Source organism: Flexistipes sp. (genome assembly GCF_036172515.1).
Classification (GTDB): Bacteria; Chrysiogenota; Deferribacteres; order Deferribacterales; family Flexistipitaceae; genus Flexistipes.
Window position 1 is genome coordinate 1 of the sequence record NZ_JAXKVW010000012.1, and the last position, 15,287, is coordinate 15,287.

13 protein-coding genes are annotated in these 15,287 nt (G+C 38.1%); 5 read left to right on the plus strand and 8 right to left on the minus strand.

Features of this window, described 5'->3' with window-relative positions; translation table 11 throughout:
- The first annotated feature begins 531 nt into the window (after positions 1-531).
- Complete coding sequence (locus UMU13_RS08615; protein ID WP_328218453.1) at positions 532-765, plus strand: hypothetical protein; 234 nt, start codon at positions 532-534, stop codon at positions 763-765.
- Here the strand turns inward: UMU13_RS08615 and truA are convergent.
- The 6 genes from truA to UMU13_RS08645 all read right to left on the minus strand — a co-directional run bounded on the left by truA (position 762) and on the right by UMU13_RS08645 (position 5,905).
- Complete coding sequence (gene truA / locus UMU13_RS08620; protein WP_328218454.1) at positions 762-1,496, minus strand: tRNA pseudouridine(38-40) synthase TruA; 735 nt, start codon at positions 1,494-1,496, stop codon at positions 762-764. The two genes, UMU13_RS08615 and truA, sit on opposite strands and share 4 nt — an antisense overlap.
- Complete coding sequence (locus tag UMU13_RS08625) at positions 1,489-2,238, minus strand: energy-coupling factor transporter transmembrane component T family protein (protein WP_328218455.1); 750 nt, start codon at positions 2,236-2,238, stop codon at positions 1,489-1,491. Before UMU13_RS08625 ends, truA begins: the two co-directional genes overlap by 8 nt.
- A gap of 53 nt (positions 2,239-2,291) precedes the next feature.
- The gene (locus UMU13_RS08630) at positions 2,292-3,305 is read right to left on the minus strand and encodes a DUF1786 domain-containing protein (RefSeq protein ID WP_328218456.1); all 1,014 of its coding nucleotides are present in this window, start codon (positions 3,303-3,305) and stop codon (positions 2,292-2,294) included.
- Positions 3,306-3,530, minus strand: a complete 225-nt coding sequence (locus tag UMU13_RS08635; protein WP_328218457.1) for a twin-arginine translocase TatA/TatE family subunit — start codon at positions 3,528-3,530, stop codon at positions 3,306-3,308.
- A gap of 81 nt (positions 3,531-3,611) precedes the next feature.
- Positions 3,612-5,087 carry an apolipoprotein N-acyltransferase gene (gene lnt / locus UMU13_RS08640; RefSeq protein WP_328218458.1) on the minus strand — a complete coding sequence of 492 codons (1,476 nt, stop codon included), beginning with the start codon at positions 5,085-5,087 and terminating at the stop codon, positions 3,612-3,614.
- 236 nt (positions 5,088-5,323) lie between these two features.
- A complete protein-coding gene (locus tag UMU13_RS08645) occupies positions 5,324-5,905 on the minus strand; it encodes a flavodoxin family protein (RefSeq protein ID WP_328218460.1) in 582 nt (193 codons plus the stop codon).
- Positions 5,906-6,317: 412 nt separating this feature from the next.
- Between UMU13_RS08645 and UMU13_RS08650 the strand changes: the two genes are divergently transcribed.
- Positions 6,318-9,800, plus strand: a complete 3,483-nt coding sequence (locus UMU13_RS08650) for a PhnD/SsuA/transferrin family substrate-binding protein (protein ID WP_328218462.1) — start codon at positions 6,318-6,320, stop codon at positions 9,798-9,800.
- 324 nt (positions 9,801-10,124) lie between these two features.
- Here the strand turns inward: UMU13_RS08650 and UMU13_RS08655 are convergent, their stop codons facing one another.
- Positions 10,125-10,562, minus strand: a complete 438-nt coding sequence (locus tag UMU13_RS08655; RefSeq protein WP_328218464.1) for a bacteriohemerythrin — start codon at positions 10,560-10,562, stop codon at positions 10,125-10,127.
- Between the two features lie 343 nt (positions 10,563-10,905).
- On the opposite strand from UMU13_RS08655, the gene traT reads away from it, so the two are divergent.
- Complete coding sequence (gene traT / locus UMU13_RS08660) at positions 10,906-11,739, plus strand: complement resistance protein TraT (protein WP_328218466.1); 834 nt, start codon at positions 10,906-10,908, stop codon at positions 11,737-11,739.
- Positions 11,740-11,811: 72 nt separating this feature from the next.
- On the opposite strand, the gene UMU13_RS08665 is transcribed toward traT, so the two are convergent.
- Complete coding sequence (locus tag UMU13_RS08665) at positions 11,812-12,357, minus strand: LA_2272 family surface repeat-containing protein (protein WP_328218467.1); 546 nt, start codon at positions 12,355-12,357, stop codon at positions 11,812-11,814.
- 142 nt (positions 12,358-12,499) lie between these two features.
- On the opposite strand from UMU13_RS08665, the gene UMU13_RS08670 reads away from it, so the two are divergent.
- Together UMU13_RS08670 and UMU13_RS08675 are read left to right on the plus strand one after the other, a co-directional pair.
- The gene (locus UMU13_RS08670; RefSeq protein ID WP_328218469.1) at positions 12,500-13,294 is read left to right on the plus strand and encodes a bacteriohemerythrin; all 795 of its coding nucleotides are present in this window, start codon (positions 12,500-12,502) and stop codon (positions 13,292-13,294) included.
- A gap of 53 nt (positions 13,295-13,347) precedes the next feature.
- The gene (locus UMU13_RS08675; protein ID WP_328218471.1) at positions 13,348-15,231 is read left to right on the plus strand and encodes a S8 family peptidase; all 1,884 of its coding nucleotides are present in this window, start codon (positions 13,348-13,350) and stop codon (positions 15,229-15,231) included.
- Positions 15,232-15,287 lie beyond the last annotated feature (56 nt).

Here is a 15,287-nt window from a genome sequence, read left to right on the forward strand (position 1 = left end):
TAGCGAACAAGTTGATAAGGCAGGCATTTGGTGTATTGAAAAGTGGCAAACCGTATGATCCGGATCATGCAAATAATTTAACTTTGGTTGCAAAAAATGCTTGACTTTTAACACGGAACATTTCGACCGAAACCGAGCGCATAATAATTTATGTGCTCGGTGGAGCGGAGAAATCTTATAGTGTTATTTGACAAGAGACCTCTCCGCTTCGGTCGAGGTGACAGTTTTTTGCATAGCATCCGCCATGTGCGGATAAATAGAATGTTACACATATCTCGCTCGTCGTCGGACGGGTTTACCAGTCTAAACGACTGATACCATCCGCAGGGATTCTTTAGACCGAGCACTTAAAGCGTTAAGTGCTCGGGAAGAAATCTCTACCATATGAAACGATATAGTAAACAAATATTCAAGTGTGCTTAGTCTTTGTATTTAATTGTCGAATAACACAACGCTTAACTTTGAACAATTTTGGTGTTGATTTAGTTTAAATAATTTATATCTTTTCTAAAAAAACGAAGAGGAGAGGGTATGGTTAATAAGATTTTGAAATTGAAAAAGGAGATAACTGAGCTCAGTGACAGGGAAGAATATCTGTACGATGATGAATACGAACGTTTAAAGTGTCTGAAAGAGGAATATGATGCTGAATTCCCGAAACTTTCAGATTATGATAAAAAAGTTATAGAAGAGGAATTCAGCAGGTGGTATGAAAAATATATTTATTTTGAAGCTGTGGGTAATATAAGGCTGCCGGAGGGTTAATAATAGACCTTTTTTAAATACAGCCCTTTTGCAGGAGCAGTGGGGCCTGCTGCAGAACGGTCTTTTGCAATAAACATGTTTTTTATGATTTCCGGATTCAGTTTTTTTCTGTACACGTGTAATGCTGTGCCCACGATATTGCGTACCATATTGTGAAGAAAACCGTCGGCATTTATTTCTATTTTTAGAAAATCCCCTATTTGCCGTACATTTGTGCTGTTAATTGTCCGTACCGGGTTATCAACCATGCTTCTTTTTTTGCAGAAGGAGCTGAAATCGTGGGTTCCTTCAAATAGTTCCAGGATTTTTATCAGTTCATCGGGGTCGATATAATCACTGATATGCCAGCAGTGATTTCTGTAAAAGGCCGAAGGTTTTGCTGTGTTTAGTATGATATATTCATAAGTTTTGCTTATTGCGGATTTTGTGGCATGGAAATCCGCCGAAGCATACTCTGTATTTTTTATTACAATGTCATCACTGATTAAACTGTTCAATCCTGCAGTTATGGAAGCTTCCGGTATAAATGCCATGGCATGATAATTAAAGACCTGATTCAGGGCATGTACTCCGGAGTCGGTTCTGCCGGAACCCGTTATTTTAATATGGGTTTTGTACATTTTTGAAATGGCTTTTTCGATTTCTCTCTGAACGGTTCTGGCATTTTTCTGAGTTTGCCAGCCTGCAAAACAAGTGCCGTCGTATTCCACAGTACATTTGATATTATACATAGTAAAGCCCTATGAGGAAAATCAGATATATTACTGTTAAAATTATTTCAGGGATTTTTATTCTGTCAAACTTGTAAACCTTATCCCAGTTGTCTCTGAATTTTAATGTTATGGCTATCTGCTCGGAAAAATGAATAACTCTGAAAAAAAGCGGCACAATGAAAGCCTCTATTTGGAAAATACGTTTCAAACCTTTATGAGTTTCTTCGTTTCTCAGTATTTGAGCAGTTCTTATCTTGTCAGCTTCTTCGAACAAAAGGGGGATAAACCGCAGGGCAATGATTCCGGATGCCGTTATATCCTGAGTGTTAATCTTAAAAATTTTCAGAGGCTTTATCAGCAGATTTAATATTTTAATAATGTCCAGAGGCCTTGTTGTGGCTGTAAAAACAGCCGAAAAAAGTATCATAAGTGAAAACTTTAAAGTAACGGCAGCTGCAGCTGTATAATTAAGATCGCCCGGATTAAAACCGGTGTTGTCAAAAAATAGCTGTATAATAAAAGTAAAAATGAGCAAAAAACGAAAAGGCTTGAAGATTGAGTATATTTCTCTTGCTGAAATTTTTGAGGCGGCAAGAAATATTAAGAAAACGGCTATTAAAACAGATATTTTTGAAAGCGATATACTGAGCCCTGTCAAAATAATAGAGGATATTATTATAAAAAATTTTGCCAAAGGGTGCATATTGTGGAAAATTGAATTTTTATATCTGTATTTACCGAAATAGTTTTTTTTTAACATTTTGTTTTTTAATCCAAAGAGTCGTTATTAATAGTGTAAATGCGAAACTTGTGTTATAATACATTCTGTTGCATCAGGAGCCCCACAGAACCTGTAATCATGGTATCTCCCGCCGGTGATGCAAAAGTTACGTCGTCTTTCTTATCAAAAAAGCGGTGTCTGTTTGGACCTGTGATAATAAGGGGCACATTTTCAGGAAAGCTTTTTCCTGAAAATCGGTGAGCACCATGACCGCCGTCATTAAAAATCTCTTCGTTTGTAAGTTCACCCCGGAGCATTTTATTAACAAAATAGCGGATCTTTTTTTTGTCAAGCATGCCTGTGTGATGTTCGAAAAAGCTGCTGATTTTGTATTCTTCATGAATAAGAGCTGCGAATGTATGGCCGTTACCCGCATCTATTGTTACCGCCGGTCTTGTTTCGTTTTTGTAAAGTGCTCCGAGAGCTGCCGCTATTCCCGTGTCCGTTATGGCGAAATCGGTATTGTAATGATTGGTGATTGTTTCTCTGATACTTCTGAATCTGCTGAAATTCTGAGGAATTGATGTGTTTTTATCAAAATACGCCTTGGACAAATCACCATCCAAAAATTCTTTGAGAAAATCAATCCGGGTAATTCTGTCAGACTGCCCCTTTATATATCCATGATCCTGTACTGCAACGAGGACTTTGTTGAACTTCCCGTAGAAAGCCTTTTTCTGCAGTATTTCAAAAAGTTCAAAGTCTATATCAGATAATTCCAGATGAGGATTTTCGACGGCCTCAACAATAGTAAATCCCCATGACTCAACCTTTTCAAGGTCATCTTTGATTGTCTTGGCGGCGTCTTTGGAGATGAAGACATTATAACCTTTGTCTATATGATTTCTGAGAGCTTTTGTAATCGGGCCGCCGCCCATGACAACACCGCTTATAAAAAGATCACTTTCAAAATTTTTGATTTTTTCGGAAAATAATTTTGTGGGGGCTGGATATATGAGTTTAGGGGAATTTTCCAAAAATTCCCCTTCTTTGTATATCAAAACATCCTGAGTTCCGGTCCCAATATCGATTGCGAGATAAGACATTTATGCCTTTTTATTTTCGTCTTTCTTTTCTTCATCCTTGTTTTCTGCTTTTTCGTCTTCATCCGGAGTTATATCTATGGCATCTTCAGCATCTTTTGCAGACTTCTTGAAGTTCTTTATTGCTTTCCCCATACCTTCACCTATTTGGGGGAGTTTTCCCGCTCCGAAAATGACCATTACAATCACCAGAATAATCAAAAGTTCCTGTGTTCCCAAACCGAACATAATTTCCTCCAATTTTGCTTTCTATAATGTCATTAATACATCCAACTTCTGATAAAATCAATATTAAACGTTTGTTCTGCACTATTTTCTGGAATAGTTCGTTATCCATCTGAATGCATAAAAAATTATAAAAATAAGAAGCCATGAATAGCCCAATTTTGCAAATAAAGTTGGACTGTCTTCGGAGGGAACACTGCAGGAGACAGCCGTCTTTTCATCGATCTGAGTTTTTGCTTTTACATTTCCGCCGGGAGTAATACAGCCTGAAATTCCCGACTGGGCAGCTCTTACAACGGGGATACCGTACTCTATACTTCTTATTACATCTATAGCAAGATGCTGGTATCTGCCGAATGACTTGCCGAACCAACTGTCGTTGGTAAGCAATATCAGGATATCTGCATCGTTCCGTTTGACTCTATTGACCAGATTGGTGAAAGCTCCTTCATAGCATAATAAAGGGGACATTTTGGTTTTTTTGTACATAAAAATGGAAATGGAATCTCCACTGGTAAAATCTTCGGCATCTCCGAAAAAGTAGTAGTTTATAGGCTTGAATATGGTTTTGAATGGAAAATATTCTCCGAAAGGTACAAGGTGAATTTTATCGTAAATTTTTGTATTATTATCATTTATATAATACACACTGTTGAATAATTTTATTTCTTGGTTTCCATTTCTGTTTAAACGGATACTTCCGAAAATAATAGGCTTTTGTTTGGAAAACTTCTGTAATTTGCTGTACAAATCCTTTTCATTTGCAGTGAAAGCTGGGAATACGGATTCAGGCAGAACAATTATATCACTTTCTGTATCCATGTTTTTTTTAAGCATGCCGAGGACATTGTCTGTAATCTCTTCTTTTTTTGTCGGTATCCATTTATTTTCCTGTTTGTACGAGGGCTGGATGATTCTAAATGATATTTTATCCTCAGCGGGGACGGATGTCGATTTTAAAATATATCCGCTGCCAAAACTTATTAATACAAGGGCAATAAAGGCACCCAGATATTTCACTTTTTTCGAATGTATGAATTGAAATATTAACAGATTGGAAAGAATTAACAGAAAACTTAAACCCTGCTCACCTATTAGTGATGCATTGAGCTTGAAAAACGGAATGTTGTAAGCGAAGCTGCCGAAATTCAGCCATGGAAAACCGGTGAACAACCTGCCCCGGACAATTTCCAGTATTACAAAAAGGAGACTGAGTAAAACTAACCCGTAGCCGCTGCGGAAAAAGTATAGAAAAACCGCCCAGTAAACAGCCAAATAAACGATAAAAAAAATAAGCACTGCGTAGCCTATGAAAAGGGGGGCGTTGCCGAAGTGGCTTACGGCTATGGTTATCCAGTTGAGACTTATCAGATAATAGACAAGGCAAAAGATTATAATTGAGGTAACCAGTTCTCTGTTATCGGATTTTCTTGTAATTATCATGAGGGGAACAAGTGCGAAAAAGGACAGGTAACCTGAAAATACGCCGGGGGATGCTAATACAAGCAATACAGCACTTAAAATCGGGAACAGTATATGTTTAAAATCTATATTTTTCATAGGAAGTGGTATAATCATTTTTTTTATAATAATCAACGAAACTTTTGAACAATTGGGATATTGTCACCCTGTAGTATTTGGGACAAAGCGAAGATAAACTGAATGTTAGTCACATATTTACCAGTTTGAAATACTGGTGCCAACCGAAGGTAATCACTTGGTTCAGGGTCTTATAGTTTTCGGATGGGAACTAACTACCTCAACTACTTCAACTACCTCAAATACCTTAAATACTTCTACTTCCCTCCACCTATCTTTTTCATAATCCATGCGATATTTTCGCCGAGAGCTTCCATCGTCCGCATACCTTCCTCATCATTTTCCACCTCGCCGATATTGCGGCCGAAGGCGAAATTCCAGTATACAGAACCGGGGACTATCATTTCATTGATGAGGAAAAAGTGATTAAATGTGTCAAAAACCCTGTTTGCTCCGCCTCTTCTCACTGCACTGATACCGGCTCCCACTTTGCGTTTCAGAAAGTTGCCGTTTGCCTTGTTTACATATCCAAGGCGGTCAATAATTGCTTTCATTTCAGCGGTCACGTCAGCAAAGTACGTGGGCGAGCCGAAAATTATACCGTCTGCATCAGCGGTTTTCTGTACGATTTCATTAAGGCAGTCATTTTTAAAAACGCACTGCATATTTTTCTTTTCAAAACATGTTCTGCAGGCGGTACAGCCGCGAAGTGTCTCTCCGGCCAGCTGATACATTTCCGTTTCTATATTATTATCATTCAGCACTGAAAATATTTTATTTATGAGCAGTGCGGTATTTCCGTCTTTTCTGGGGCTGGCATTTAATGCAAAAACTTTCATATTTCACCTCTTCTTTAAAGTTTTTTTATTTTTCATATATCTCACATATAAAACTGCCGGTCAACTGTTACAACCATTTGTTAAACATATTATTACAGATGCAGTGTTAATATATAGTTTAGAAAATTTTCCCAGATTTTCACCGATTTACTTGCTTTACATTTAGCCGTGAATTATAATAATATAGAAAGTATAAATTTTATTATAAATGCTGTGAAACAGTTTACAAATACTGAAATTATAAAAAGCAATCTTTATTTACAATTACGATCATCACGATCTGGTAACAGGGGGTGATAAAAAAGAATTGATTATAAAAACATTACCAACATGACATAAATTTTGATTTGAATTTAATTGCTTGATCGGCTTTTGAATAAATACACAATGGCTTATGCCGGGGCAAAATAATATGAATAAGCAGAAATTATCTGCAGTATGCCTTTTTATTTTGTTTCTTTTTATTTTATTTCAACCTTCTAGTTCTATCGCTCATGCGTCAGAAAAAAAAGTCCGCATAGGAGTTCTGGCAAAGCGCGGTGAGGCAATAGTTCATGACAGGTGGGATGCAACCGCCGAATATCTGGACAAGGAGGTAAAAAGCTATAATTTTATAATAGTTCCTCTTGGCTTTGATGAAGTCTTTGAAGCTGCGGAAAATGGCAGTGTGGATTTTTTTGTTACAAATTCAGCCTATTATGTTGCTCTGGAATATGATTTTGGAGCCAAACGGATTGCCACTCTTACCAACGAATATAAGGGTAAAAAAACAAATCTTTTTGGTGGAGTCGTTTTTACTAAGAAAGACAAAAATGATATTAACTCATTTAATGATTTAAAGGGAAAATCGTTTATGGCAGTTGACCCGTTTTCTTTCGGCGGCTGGCTGATGGCGAAAAGGGAATTTTTATCGTCAAAAATTAATCCAGAGGAAGATTTTTCAAAGCTACTTTTCGGTGAAACTCATGATGCCGTTGTTTTGGCGGTTGAGAACGGTGGCGTTGATGCCGGAACAGTTCGAACGGGGACACTGGAGCGTATGGAATCCGAAGGCGTAATAAACATACATAATTTTAAAATTATAAATAAACAAAAATATGAAAACTTCCCTTTTGTATCTTCCACCCGTCTTTATCCTGAATGGCCGATATCAAAGGCTGCTCATACGGATACAGCTTTGGCTGAGAAAGTGGCAGTAGTGCTTCTGAATATGCAGCCGGATTCCGAAGCTGCAAAAGATGCTCATCTTGCAGGCTGGACAATACCTGATAACTATCAAAGTGTGGAAGATTGTCTGAAAGCCGTTAAGGCAAGGCCTTTTGAAAACTGGGGAGAGATTACTCTAAAAGACATATTAAGGCAATATGGCGTCTGGTTCTTTGTGGTTGTGACACTACCTGTTTTTGTTTTTTTATTGTTGGCTATCCGACAGAGGGATCTTCTTAAAATAAAAAATGCAGAGATCAGTAAAAGTGAAGAAAATATGCGTACCACCCTCAATTCCATTGGAGATGCCGTTATATCAACAGATTCTCAAGGCAGAATCGAAAGGATGAATCCTGTAGCTGAGAAACTTACTGGCTGGGATATTGCGGATGCTGTCAAAAAACCTCTCTATGAAATTTTTGAGATTAGAAATGCTCAAACCGGTAAAAAAATTAAGAATCCTATGGAAAAGGTTATTAATACAGGTAGGGTTATTGGACTTGCCAATCATACCCTTCTCGTTTCAAAAGATGGGAATGAATATCAGATAGCCGATTCCGCAGCGCCCATAAAAAATAAAGATGGTGAAATTACAGGGGTTGTAATGGTCTTCCGGGATGTTACGGAAGAATATAATATGCGGGAGGCTTTAAAAGAGAGCAGTGAAAAATACAAAACGCTTTATGATAATGCTCCCCTTTCGTATCAGTCACTTGATGAAAAAGGATATATAATTGATGTAAATCCGGCCTGGCTCAGAACATTGGGTTACAGTAAGGATGAGGTGGTGGGCGTCTGGATAGGGGATTTTCTGCATCCGGATTTTAGAAAAAATTTTGTGAGAAAATTTGAAATTTTTAAAAAACGCGGCTATGCACATGATGTTCATCTGAAAATCCGCCACAAGGACGGTCATTATATTGATATGCTGCAGGAGGGGAGTATAGGATATTATGAAGACGGCAGTTTCAAGCAGACCTATTGTGTTTTGAAAGATATAACCGACCGATTAAAAGCTGAAGAAGCGTTGAAAAAATCCAACAGAGCACTGAAGACCCTGAGTGCCTGTAATGAGACGATGGTGTGGGCTAAAAGTGAAAAAGAGCTGCTGAATGATATCTGCAGAATTATTGTTGAGGAAGGTGATTACAAACTGGCATGGGTTGGAATGGTTCTGCATGATGAGGGTAAAACAGTTAAGCCTGTGGCGCATTATGGCTTTAAAGACGATTATCTTGAAAATGTTGAAATCAGCTGGGGTGACAATCCAAAAGGGCGGGGGCCTACCGGTAAATACATACGTGAAGGTGTACCTGAGATATGCAGGGATATACTCACAGACCCGGAGTATAAAGTTTGGCGGGATGAGGCTCTGAAAAGAGGTTATAAATCTTCCATTGCTCTCCCTTTAAAAGAGGCCGGTGAGGTGTTCGGAGCTTTAAATATTTATGCAAAAGATCCGAATGCCTTCGGCAGAGATGAATTGAGGCTTCTTGAAAATCTTGCCGCGGATTTGTCTTATGGAATCCGGATTTTCAAAATAAGAGATGAGAGAAAAAAAGCACGCAATGAGCTGTTTAAGATGCAGAAACTTGAAAGTGTCGGGACCTTGGCTGCAGGGATAGCTCATGACTTTAATAATTTACTGACAGCGTTATTCGGCAATATTGCACTGGCTAAAATGAAGCTGAAAGCAGGTCATCCGGCTTATGATGCCTTAAGTTCTGCAGAAAAAGCAATGGAGAGGGCAACAAGTCTTACAAATCAGCTGCTTACATTTTCAAAAGGCGGGGAGCCCATAAAGGAGAAAGCTGATATAGGCAAAATTGTCAAAAAAACTGTGGAATTTGACTTGTCAGGCAGTAATGTGAAAGCTGTTTTTGAACAGGATGATAACTTATGGACTGTTTTGGTGGATAAGGGGCAGATACAGCAGGTAATTTCCAACCTTGTGATTAATGCAAAACAGGCTATGCCGGAAGGCGGTCACTTTTATGTCACAATGGAGAATATTGACACCGAAAAGTCTGAAATCCCTGCAGTCAAAAAAGGAAAGTATGTAAAATTAAGTTTCAAAGATGAGGGAGCAGGTATAAAGGAAAAGGATATCGGTAAAATATTTGACCCGTTTTTCACTACGAAAGAGATAGGCTCCGGCCTTGGTTTAGCAACAGCATACTCAATAATCCAAAAGCACGGGGGTTATATCGATGTTGAATCAACCCCGGGAATGGGAACCACATTTTTTGTTTATCTGCCGGCAGTCTGCAGAGAAGAAATCGACGAAAAGGCATATGCCGGGCACTTTAAAAAAGATAAAAAATTACGAGTATTGCTTATGGATGATGATGACCTTATATGCGATTCGGTAAAAATATATCTTGAAAGCTTTAATTTCAGCGTGGAATGTGTTCCGGACGGAGAGGCCGCTTTGGAAGAATATAAAAATTCATTGGAAGAAGGTAAACGCTATGATGTCGTTATTATGGATTTGACTATTCCAAAAGGTATGGGGGGAGAGGAAGCAGCCTGTAAATTACTTGAAATTGATCCTGAAGCTGTTTGTGTGGTATCCAGCGGATATGCCGATGATCCTGTAATGTCTGATTACAGGAATTACGGCTTCAAAGGGGCTCTTACAAAACCTTTTCATCTGGAAGAACTTAAAGACTTTCTACGACAATTATAAATAAAGTTTCGCACTTCGTTTTGTCTAGCATTCGCTTTTAGCGAATATATAGAATGTTAAACATATTTACCAGTCTAAAGGACTGGTGCTAGCCATAGGCATCCTTGCGAAACCCTGTGGAAACAGGGTTGTGGCAATCTCAAAACAAGAAAATAAAGAGATTGCTTCGTTGCTCTCACTCCCTGCCCTGTTAAATGCCACAGGCAATCAGCGAAGCTGATATTTAACAGGGTGAACAAAGACGTGAAAACAGTGTAAGTGCGAAACCTTATAAGGATAAATTAAGCATCCTTTATTTTTATGAAATTATTTCTTCCATATCTTTTAAATAAGAGTCTGGTACCATTTGGATTTGCTTTCCTTTTCCATAGCAGACTTCATGAACGGTTCATAATCTTTATCGTCTTTGGCAATATGGGTAATAAGCCAGGTACCCAAGTATGTAACTAACTTTTCACCCACAGGCTTACCTTTCGAATAATCTTCAAAAAAAGCTATAACTTTATCACAGAAACTGTCATGAGCTTTTTTATGTGCTTCATAAAGGGGATAGCCGTGTTTTTCCATAAGTTTCTCTTCAAGAGAAAAGTGATTTCTTGTATAATCAAAAAGAGCATCGAATATTTTTCTGACCTCTTCCTGAGAGGCTTTTCTGTCTATAATTTCGGAAAGATCATTTATGTATTTTATCAATTGCTTGTGCTGAGAGTCTATCTCTTCAATTCCAACACTCAATGACGGTTTCCAAGAATAGATTGCCATAAAGACCTCCTAAGGTTTAATGATTCTAATTTATAGTGTAATTAACCTTTTTCGTCAAGGGTCTTAGCTTTGCAAACAAATGATTGTTTTCACATATTGATTTGGATTATCTATTAACGCACTTTGGGGGAAACAATAAATAAATTTTAATACTTGAAAATTCAGTATTTGCGAGGTATTATTTTTATAGCAGAATTTACTTATTAAAAGTATTCCCGAATAATTGCGTTTTGCCCCTATATAATACTTGAATTTTTAAAAGAAGCATTAATTTTTAGTTAGCACCAGCCTTAAGGCTGGTAAATATGTAGAACACATTAATATGAAAATTATGGAGGGAATTATGAGAAAACAAAAAGTTTTAATTACTGCAGTGTTGATAACCGTTGTTACTTTTGCTGCCTCCTGTACCAGCGTTTCCAGGGGACTGGGCAAAATAACGGCCAATAAATATGCAGAACCGAGAAGTGGTACGGTCTGGGTAGTTCCTCCTCCACAATTGGAACCACCTAAACCGGAGAATAAAAACGTATATATCTCGTTTAGAAATATTAGTGACGCCCAGTCGGTGAATTTAACAGATGAATTGCGAGATGCCGCCAGAGAACAGGGTTGGAATGTTGTGAGTGACCCATATGAGGCTGATTACCGGCTGCGTGCTTCACTTCGTTACTTTGGCGAGGTTAAGCCCGAATCAGGAGGAACTGCAATTGCAAAAAATATGGGCGTTATCAGTGGAGCAGCTGTAGGAGTTGGAACCGGAGCTCTCGTGGCAAATGCCACCGACAACTGGGCGGCGGGAGCCGCCGTTGGAGTTGGGGCAGGCGGGTTGATTGGTCAGGGCATTTCAAATGCTTCCAAACCCCGTGAATGGGCGATGATCATCGATTTTGTGCTTGAGGAATACAGTGGGAAGCAGGTTGAATATGAATTGATGAGGAATACCGGAGCGGGCACCCTTGATGCCGCTGGTACCGGCAACAGCCGAATGGCAGCCGGCGGAGGAACAAGTGGTTCAAATACCAGTTCCGGCAGTATTACCAAGAAAAGTCATTATTTCCCTCATGGTATGCGGCTTTCTGCCTGGGCTAATCAGATGAACATGAAAAAAGAAGAGGCCCTGCCGCTTCTAAAAAAGCGGACACGGAATGTGGTAACTAATATTCTTCCCCGGTAATGTGCAAAACTTGAAAATTTAATAAAAATGCCCCGAAATCTTTTCTATTGATTCCGGGGCATAGTTACTTTTTTAGAAGCGCCAGTTAACTATGGTCATACCCTTTGCAAACTCATTCGGCAGATTAGTAAACCATTTATTTTCCGGAATGATGTTTACAAAACCAATCTGGACACCTTTATCCATTGTTGCTGCATAATTTACAAAACCGAGCTGTAAACCGGTGAAACTGCCGGCATAGTTTACAAAGCCGGACTGCAGCCCTTTTGCTGAGCCTTTTGTGTAGTTAAGTATTCCGGACTGCCAACCCACAAAATCAGATTTTGTGTAATTGACCGGTGCCCACTGAACACCTTTATAATTTTCAGCATAGTTTAAAAACATGCTCCAGCTGAAACCCTTGCTGTTACCAGTAGAGCCGTTTACGAGTCCCAGTGCCAGAGCTGATTGAGGATTTTCCCCCCAGATATTTAGGGTTAAGCCCCGTATGTATGTATCTTTGTCATGAACAGCTACATCAGGTGTCAGGCTGAATTGGACAGGCTTGGTTTCTGCAATTGCAAAAGTGAATGAACTAAAGTAAATTACAAAAGATAGAAAAAATATTAATTTTCTCATATTTACCTCCTTTTAAATAAATTATGTTTTTTTACATTGACTTCAAGCAAATTTGAAAATTCTAAAAACATTTTATAGTCAAAGATTGAAATATAATTGTGGATAGGTTAAAATTCTAAATAATTATAACAGGATAAATATTATGAGTGAAAAAAAGACCTTTAGTGTTAACACGTTGTCAAAAAGTTTCGATGATGTCAGCTTATTGCTGCAAGGAATAATTGGCACCCCTACCGAAAAAATTAAAACAAAGGAACTGAAGCATTGTATTTCGACATTGGAAAATTTTAAAAGATATGCAGACCTCCTGATGGACAGCTGTTCCTACCAGAATAAAAACACTATAAACATCAGTGTTGAAAAGTATCTGCCGGATATGAATAACTTGTTGTTGGAACTTGAGGTTTACTATGGCGGTAAAAATATAAAAAATCTTTCACAGATAAAACAACTTGCTGAAAAAATTTATGAAGACTATTTATCGAAAGTTAAATATGAGCTGATTCCCTATATTAACAGCAGAATGTTTTCAAGAAAACTTATCACAGGTGTTAGGATTATTGATGCACAGCATAAAGCTTTATTCACTTTTATGGATAAATTTGTTTCAAGAGTAATCAATGAATCATCAAATGAAGATTTGGAAAAGGTACAACGGTTTCTGATTAAGTATACCCATATACATTTTAATGAAGAAGAAAAATTGATGGAAGAATCGGGATATCCGCGTAAAAGGGCTCACAAGAGCGAGCACAAAGATTTTGTTGATATGATAGAAAAAATTGATCATTTCAAAGAAGGCAAGAATGAAGTTTCAACTGATGATATCTTAAAGTATATATATTTTGATTTAAATCAGTGGTTTATTAATCACATTCTTAAATCCGACAGGGACTTTGTGGAATTTCATAAAAATCGTATGGGTGAAGAGGATTAATTATGCAACCCTCTCTTGATGTTGTATAATGTCACGCTGTTATGGAGTTTAAAATGCGTAAAATTCTGATTGTTTTCTTTTGTCTGATTGCTTTAAATGTCTTTGCCGAAAATGTGTTGTTTAAATATACGGGTTCGGAAAATCCGGATTTAATTGTCCCTGATAGTGTGAGGGTTATAACAATCGGAGACAATGTATACTTATCCGGTGAGAGACAAGTGATAGAATCTCTTTTCGATAATTCGACGATAAAGGAAATAAATCCCCCTGAAAGAGAACTGAAAAGTATTCGAAACTTAAGCGGTTGGGTTGATTTGACTACTCAGTCCGGTTATTCTCAGATGGATTACATTTACAGAGTTTTACCCATGCCTTCTTATATGGAGAATCTTAACTCTACTTCTCTGAGAATATGTCTTGAAGGCTCTTCCGGTGATACGGCAAGTGTTGATGCAGTAAGGGTTTCTGCCAGTGATGCTCCCGATGCTTTTGCTATGGAGTCGGGGACTTCTATGGCTACTCCTTTTGTCACCGCAGTTGCTGCTTTGGGGTACAGTTATTTTGGGGCATATTCCGAACAGGATTTACTAAATAATTCCGAAACTATAACCACATCGAAAGGTGATGTTAAAAAACTAAATTTTTATAAATATTTAAGTGGCACAAATCCTGATAGCGCATCTTCATTTCAACCCGATGATGAGTTTTTTGATGTTCAATGGGGTTTGGATGCTTCAAATGATTCCGACATCGACTGGCCGGAAGGGATGGACTACTTTGAACAGCAAAGTAATACCTCACCCCCTATCGTAGTTGTGATGGATTCAGGGATTGCATGGAATCATCCGGATTTGCAAAGCAATCTTTTGACTGGCATAGATTACGGCAATTTTGGTTTTAATTTTTGCCCTACAGAAAATATTGAAGATACTTACGATTATATAGGTCACGGAACCCATGTTGCCGGTATAATAGGTGCTGTTACAAATAATAATTTTGGAGTAGCGGGTGTCGTGAATAACAATATAAAAATTCTGAATATGAAGATTACATGTGATAATTCTCTTAATATAGATTTTTCTGCCGAACTCAGTGCTATTGATAAAATATTGGAGCTTAAGAATAAGGGGTATGATATAAAATTTGTAAATATGAGCTTTGGCGGGAATACCTTTGTAAGTGAGGAACAAGATGCTATACAACAGCTTATAGACAATGGGATTTACGTATTTGCCGCCGCCGGAAATGATAATGAAACCACGAAAGATTATCCTGCCGGTTATGATAACGTGACTGCCGTAGGTTCTCTAAATGAAAACGAGGATGCCTCTTCTTTCAGTAATTACGGCGACTGGGTGGATATTTATGCACCCGGCTCATTTATATTTTCAACATATAACGAATATCTGGCAAAACCGGATTCTCTTGGTCTTATTAGTAAATACAGCGATGCTTTCAGGGATGAATTTGAGACAGACTTAGCAGATACAACTTTCAGTGGAGGCTGGTCCCTGGATGGAGCTGGACATGCTGAAATAACTCTGAACAGCTCAAGCTCATGTGGTCAAACTGCAACAAATTACATTAAAATGGGCTCTTTTGATCCTGATTTGCCGGAATACAGGTATAAAAATATTGTCTTAAGTCTGAAAGCAAGCTCCGGAGCAACTGTAAATATTGACTGGTATGACAATACAACGGACTCTACCAACAATAATACAGGTGATGCGACTAACGATGCCGGAACAAGCCCTACCGATAATACAACGGACAATACAACTGATAACACAACTACTACCCCAGAACTCTCATCAGGCGGCGGCGGAGGCGGTGGATGCTCAATTGCCGGTAGTAGTGAAAACAATAATATCCTGTTTTTACTTGCTGTAATTGCCCGTCTTTTCTGGGTTCGAAAGACAATATCGGCAAAAGAATAATTAAAAAGTTAAGTAATATCTTTTCATATTTTCGAAAAGATATCACTCCCAGTATT

What these genes read in the sequence shown, in the direction of transcription:
- UMU13_RS08645 (WP_328218460.1), bottom strand. Translation starts at nt 5,905, where the DNA reads ATGAAAGTTTTTGCATTAAATGCCAGCCCCAGAAAAGACGGAAATACC.
- UMU13_RS08675 (WP_328218471.1), top strand. Translation starts at nt 13,348, where the DNA reads ATGCGTAAAATTCTGATTGTTTTCTTTTGTCTGATTGCTTTAAATGTC.
- UMU13_RS08650 (WP_328218462.1), top strand. Translation starts at nt 6,318, where the DNA reads ATGAATAAGCAGAAATTATCTGCAGTATGCCTTTTTATTTTGTTTCTT.
- truA (WP_328218454.1), bottom strand. Translation starts at nt 1,496, where the DNA reads ATGTATAATATCAAATGTACTGTGGAATACGACGGCACTTGTTTTGCA.
- UMU13_RS08670 (WP_328218469.1), top strand. Translation starts at nt 12,500, where the DNA reads ATGAGTGAAAAAAAGACCTTTAGTGTTAACACGTTGTCAAAAAGTTTC.
- UMU13_RS08665 (WP_328218467.1), bottom strand. Translation starts at nt 12,357, where the DNA reads ATGAGAAAATTAATATTTTTTCTATCTTTTGTAATTTACTTTAGTTCA.
- UMU13_RS08615 (WP_328218453.1), top strand. Translation starts at nt 532, where the DNA reads ATGGTTAATAAGATTTTGAAATTGAAAAAGGAGATAACTGAGCTCAGT.
- UMU13_RS08630 (WP_328218456.1), bottom strand. Translation starts at nt 3,305, where the DNA reads ATGTCTTATCTCGCAATCGATATTGGGACCGGAACTCAGGATGTTTTG.
- traT (WP_328218466.1), top strand. Translation starts at nt 10,906, where the DNA reads ATGAGAAAACAAAAAGTTTTAATTACTGCAGTGTTGATAACCGTTGTT.
- UMU13_RS08625 (WP_328218455.1), bottom strand. Translation starts at nt 2,238, where the DNA reads ATGTTAAAAAAAAACTATTTCGGTAAATACAGATATAAAAATTCAATT.
- lnt (WP_328218458.1), bottom strand. Translation starts at nt 5,087, where the DNA reads ATGAAAAATATAGATTTTAAACATATACTGTTCCCGATTTTAAGTGCT.
- UMU13_RS08635 (WP_328218457.1), bottom strand. Translation starts at nt 3,530, where the DNA reads ATGTTCGGTTTGGGAACACAGGAACTTTTGATTATTCTGGTGATTGTA.
- UMU13_RS08655 (WP_328218464.1), bottom strand. Translation starts at nt 10,562, where the DNA reads ATGGCAATCTATTCTTGGAAACCGTCATTGAGTGTTGGAATTGAAGAG.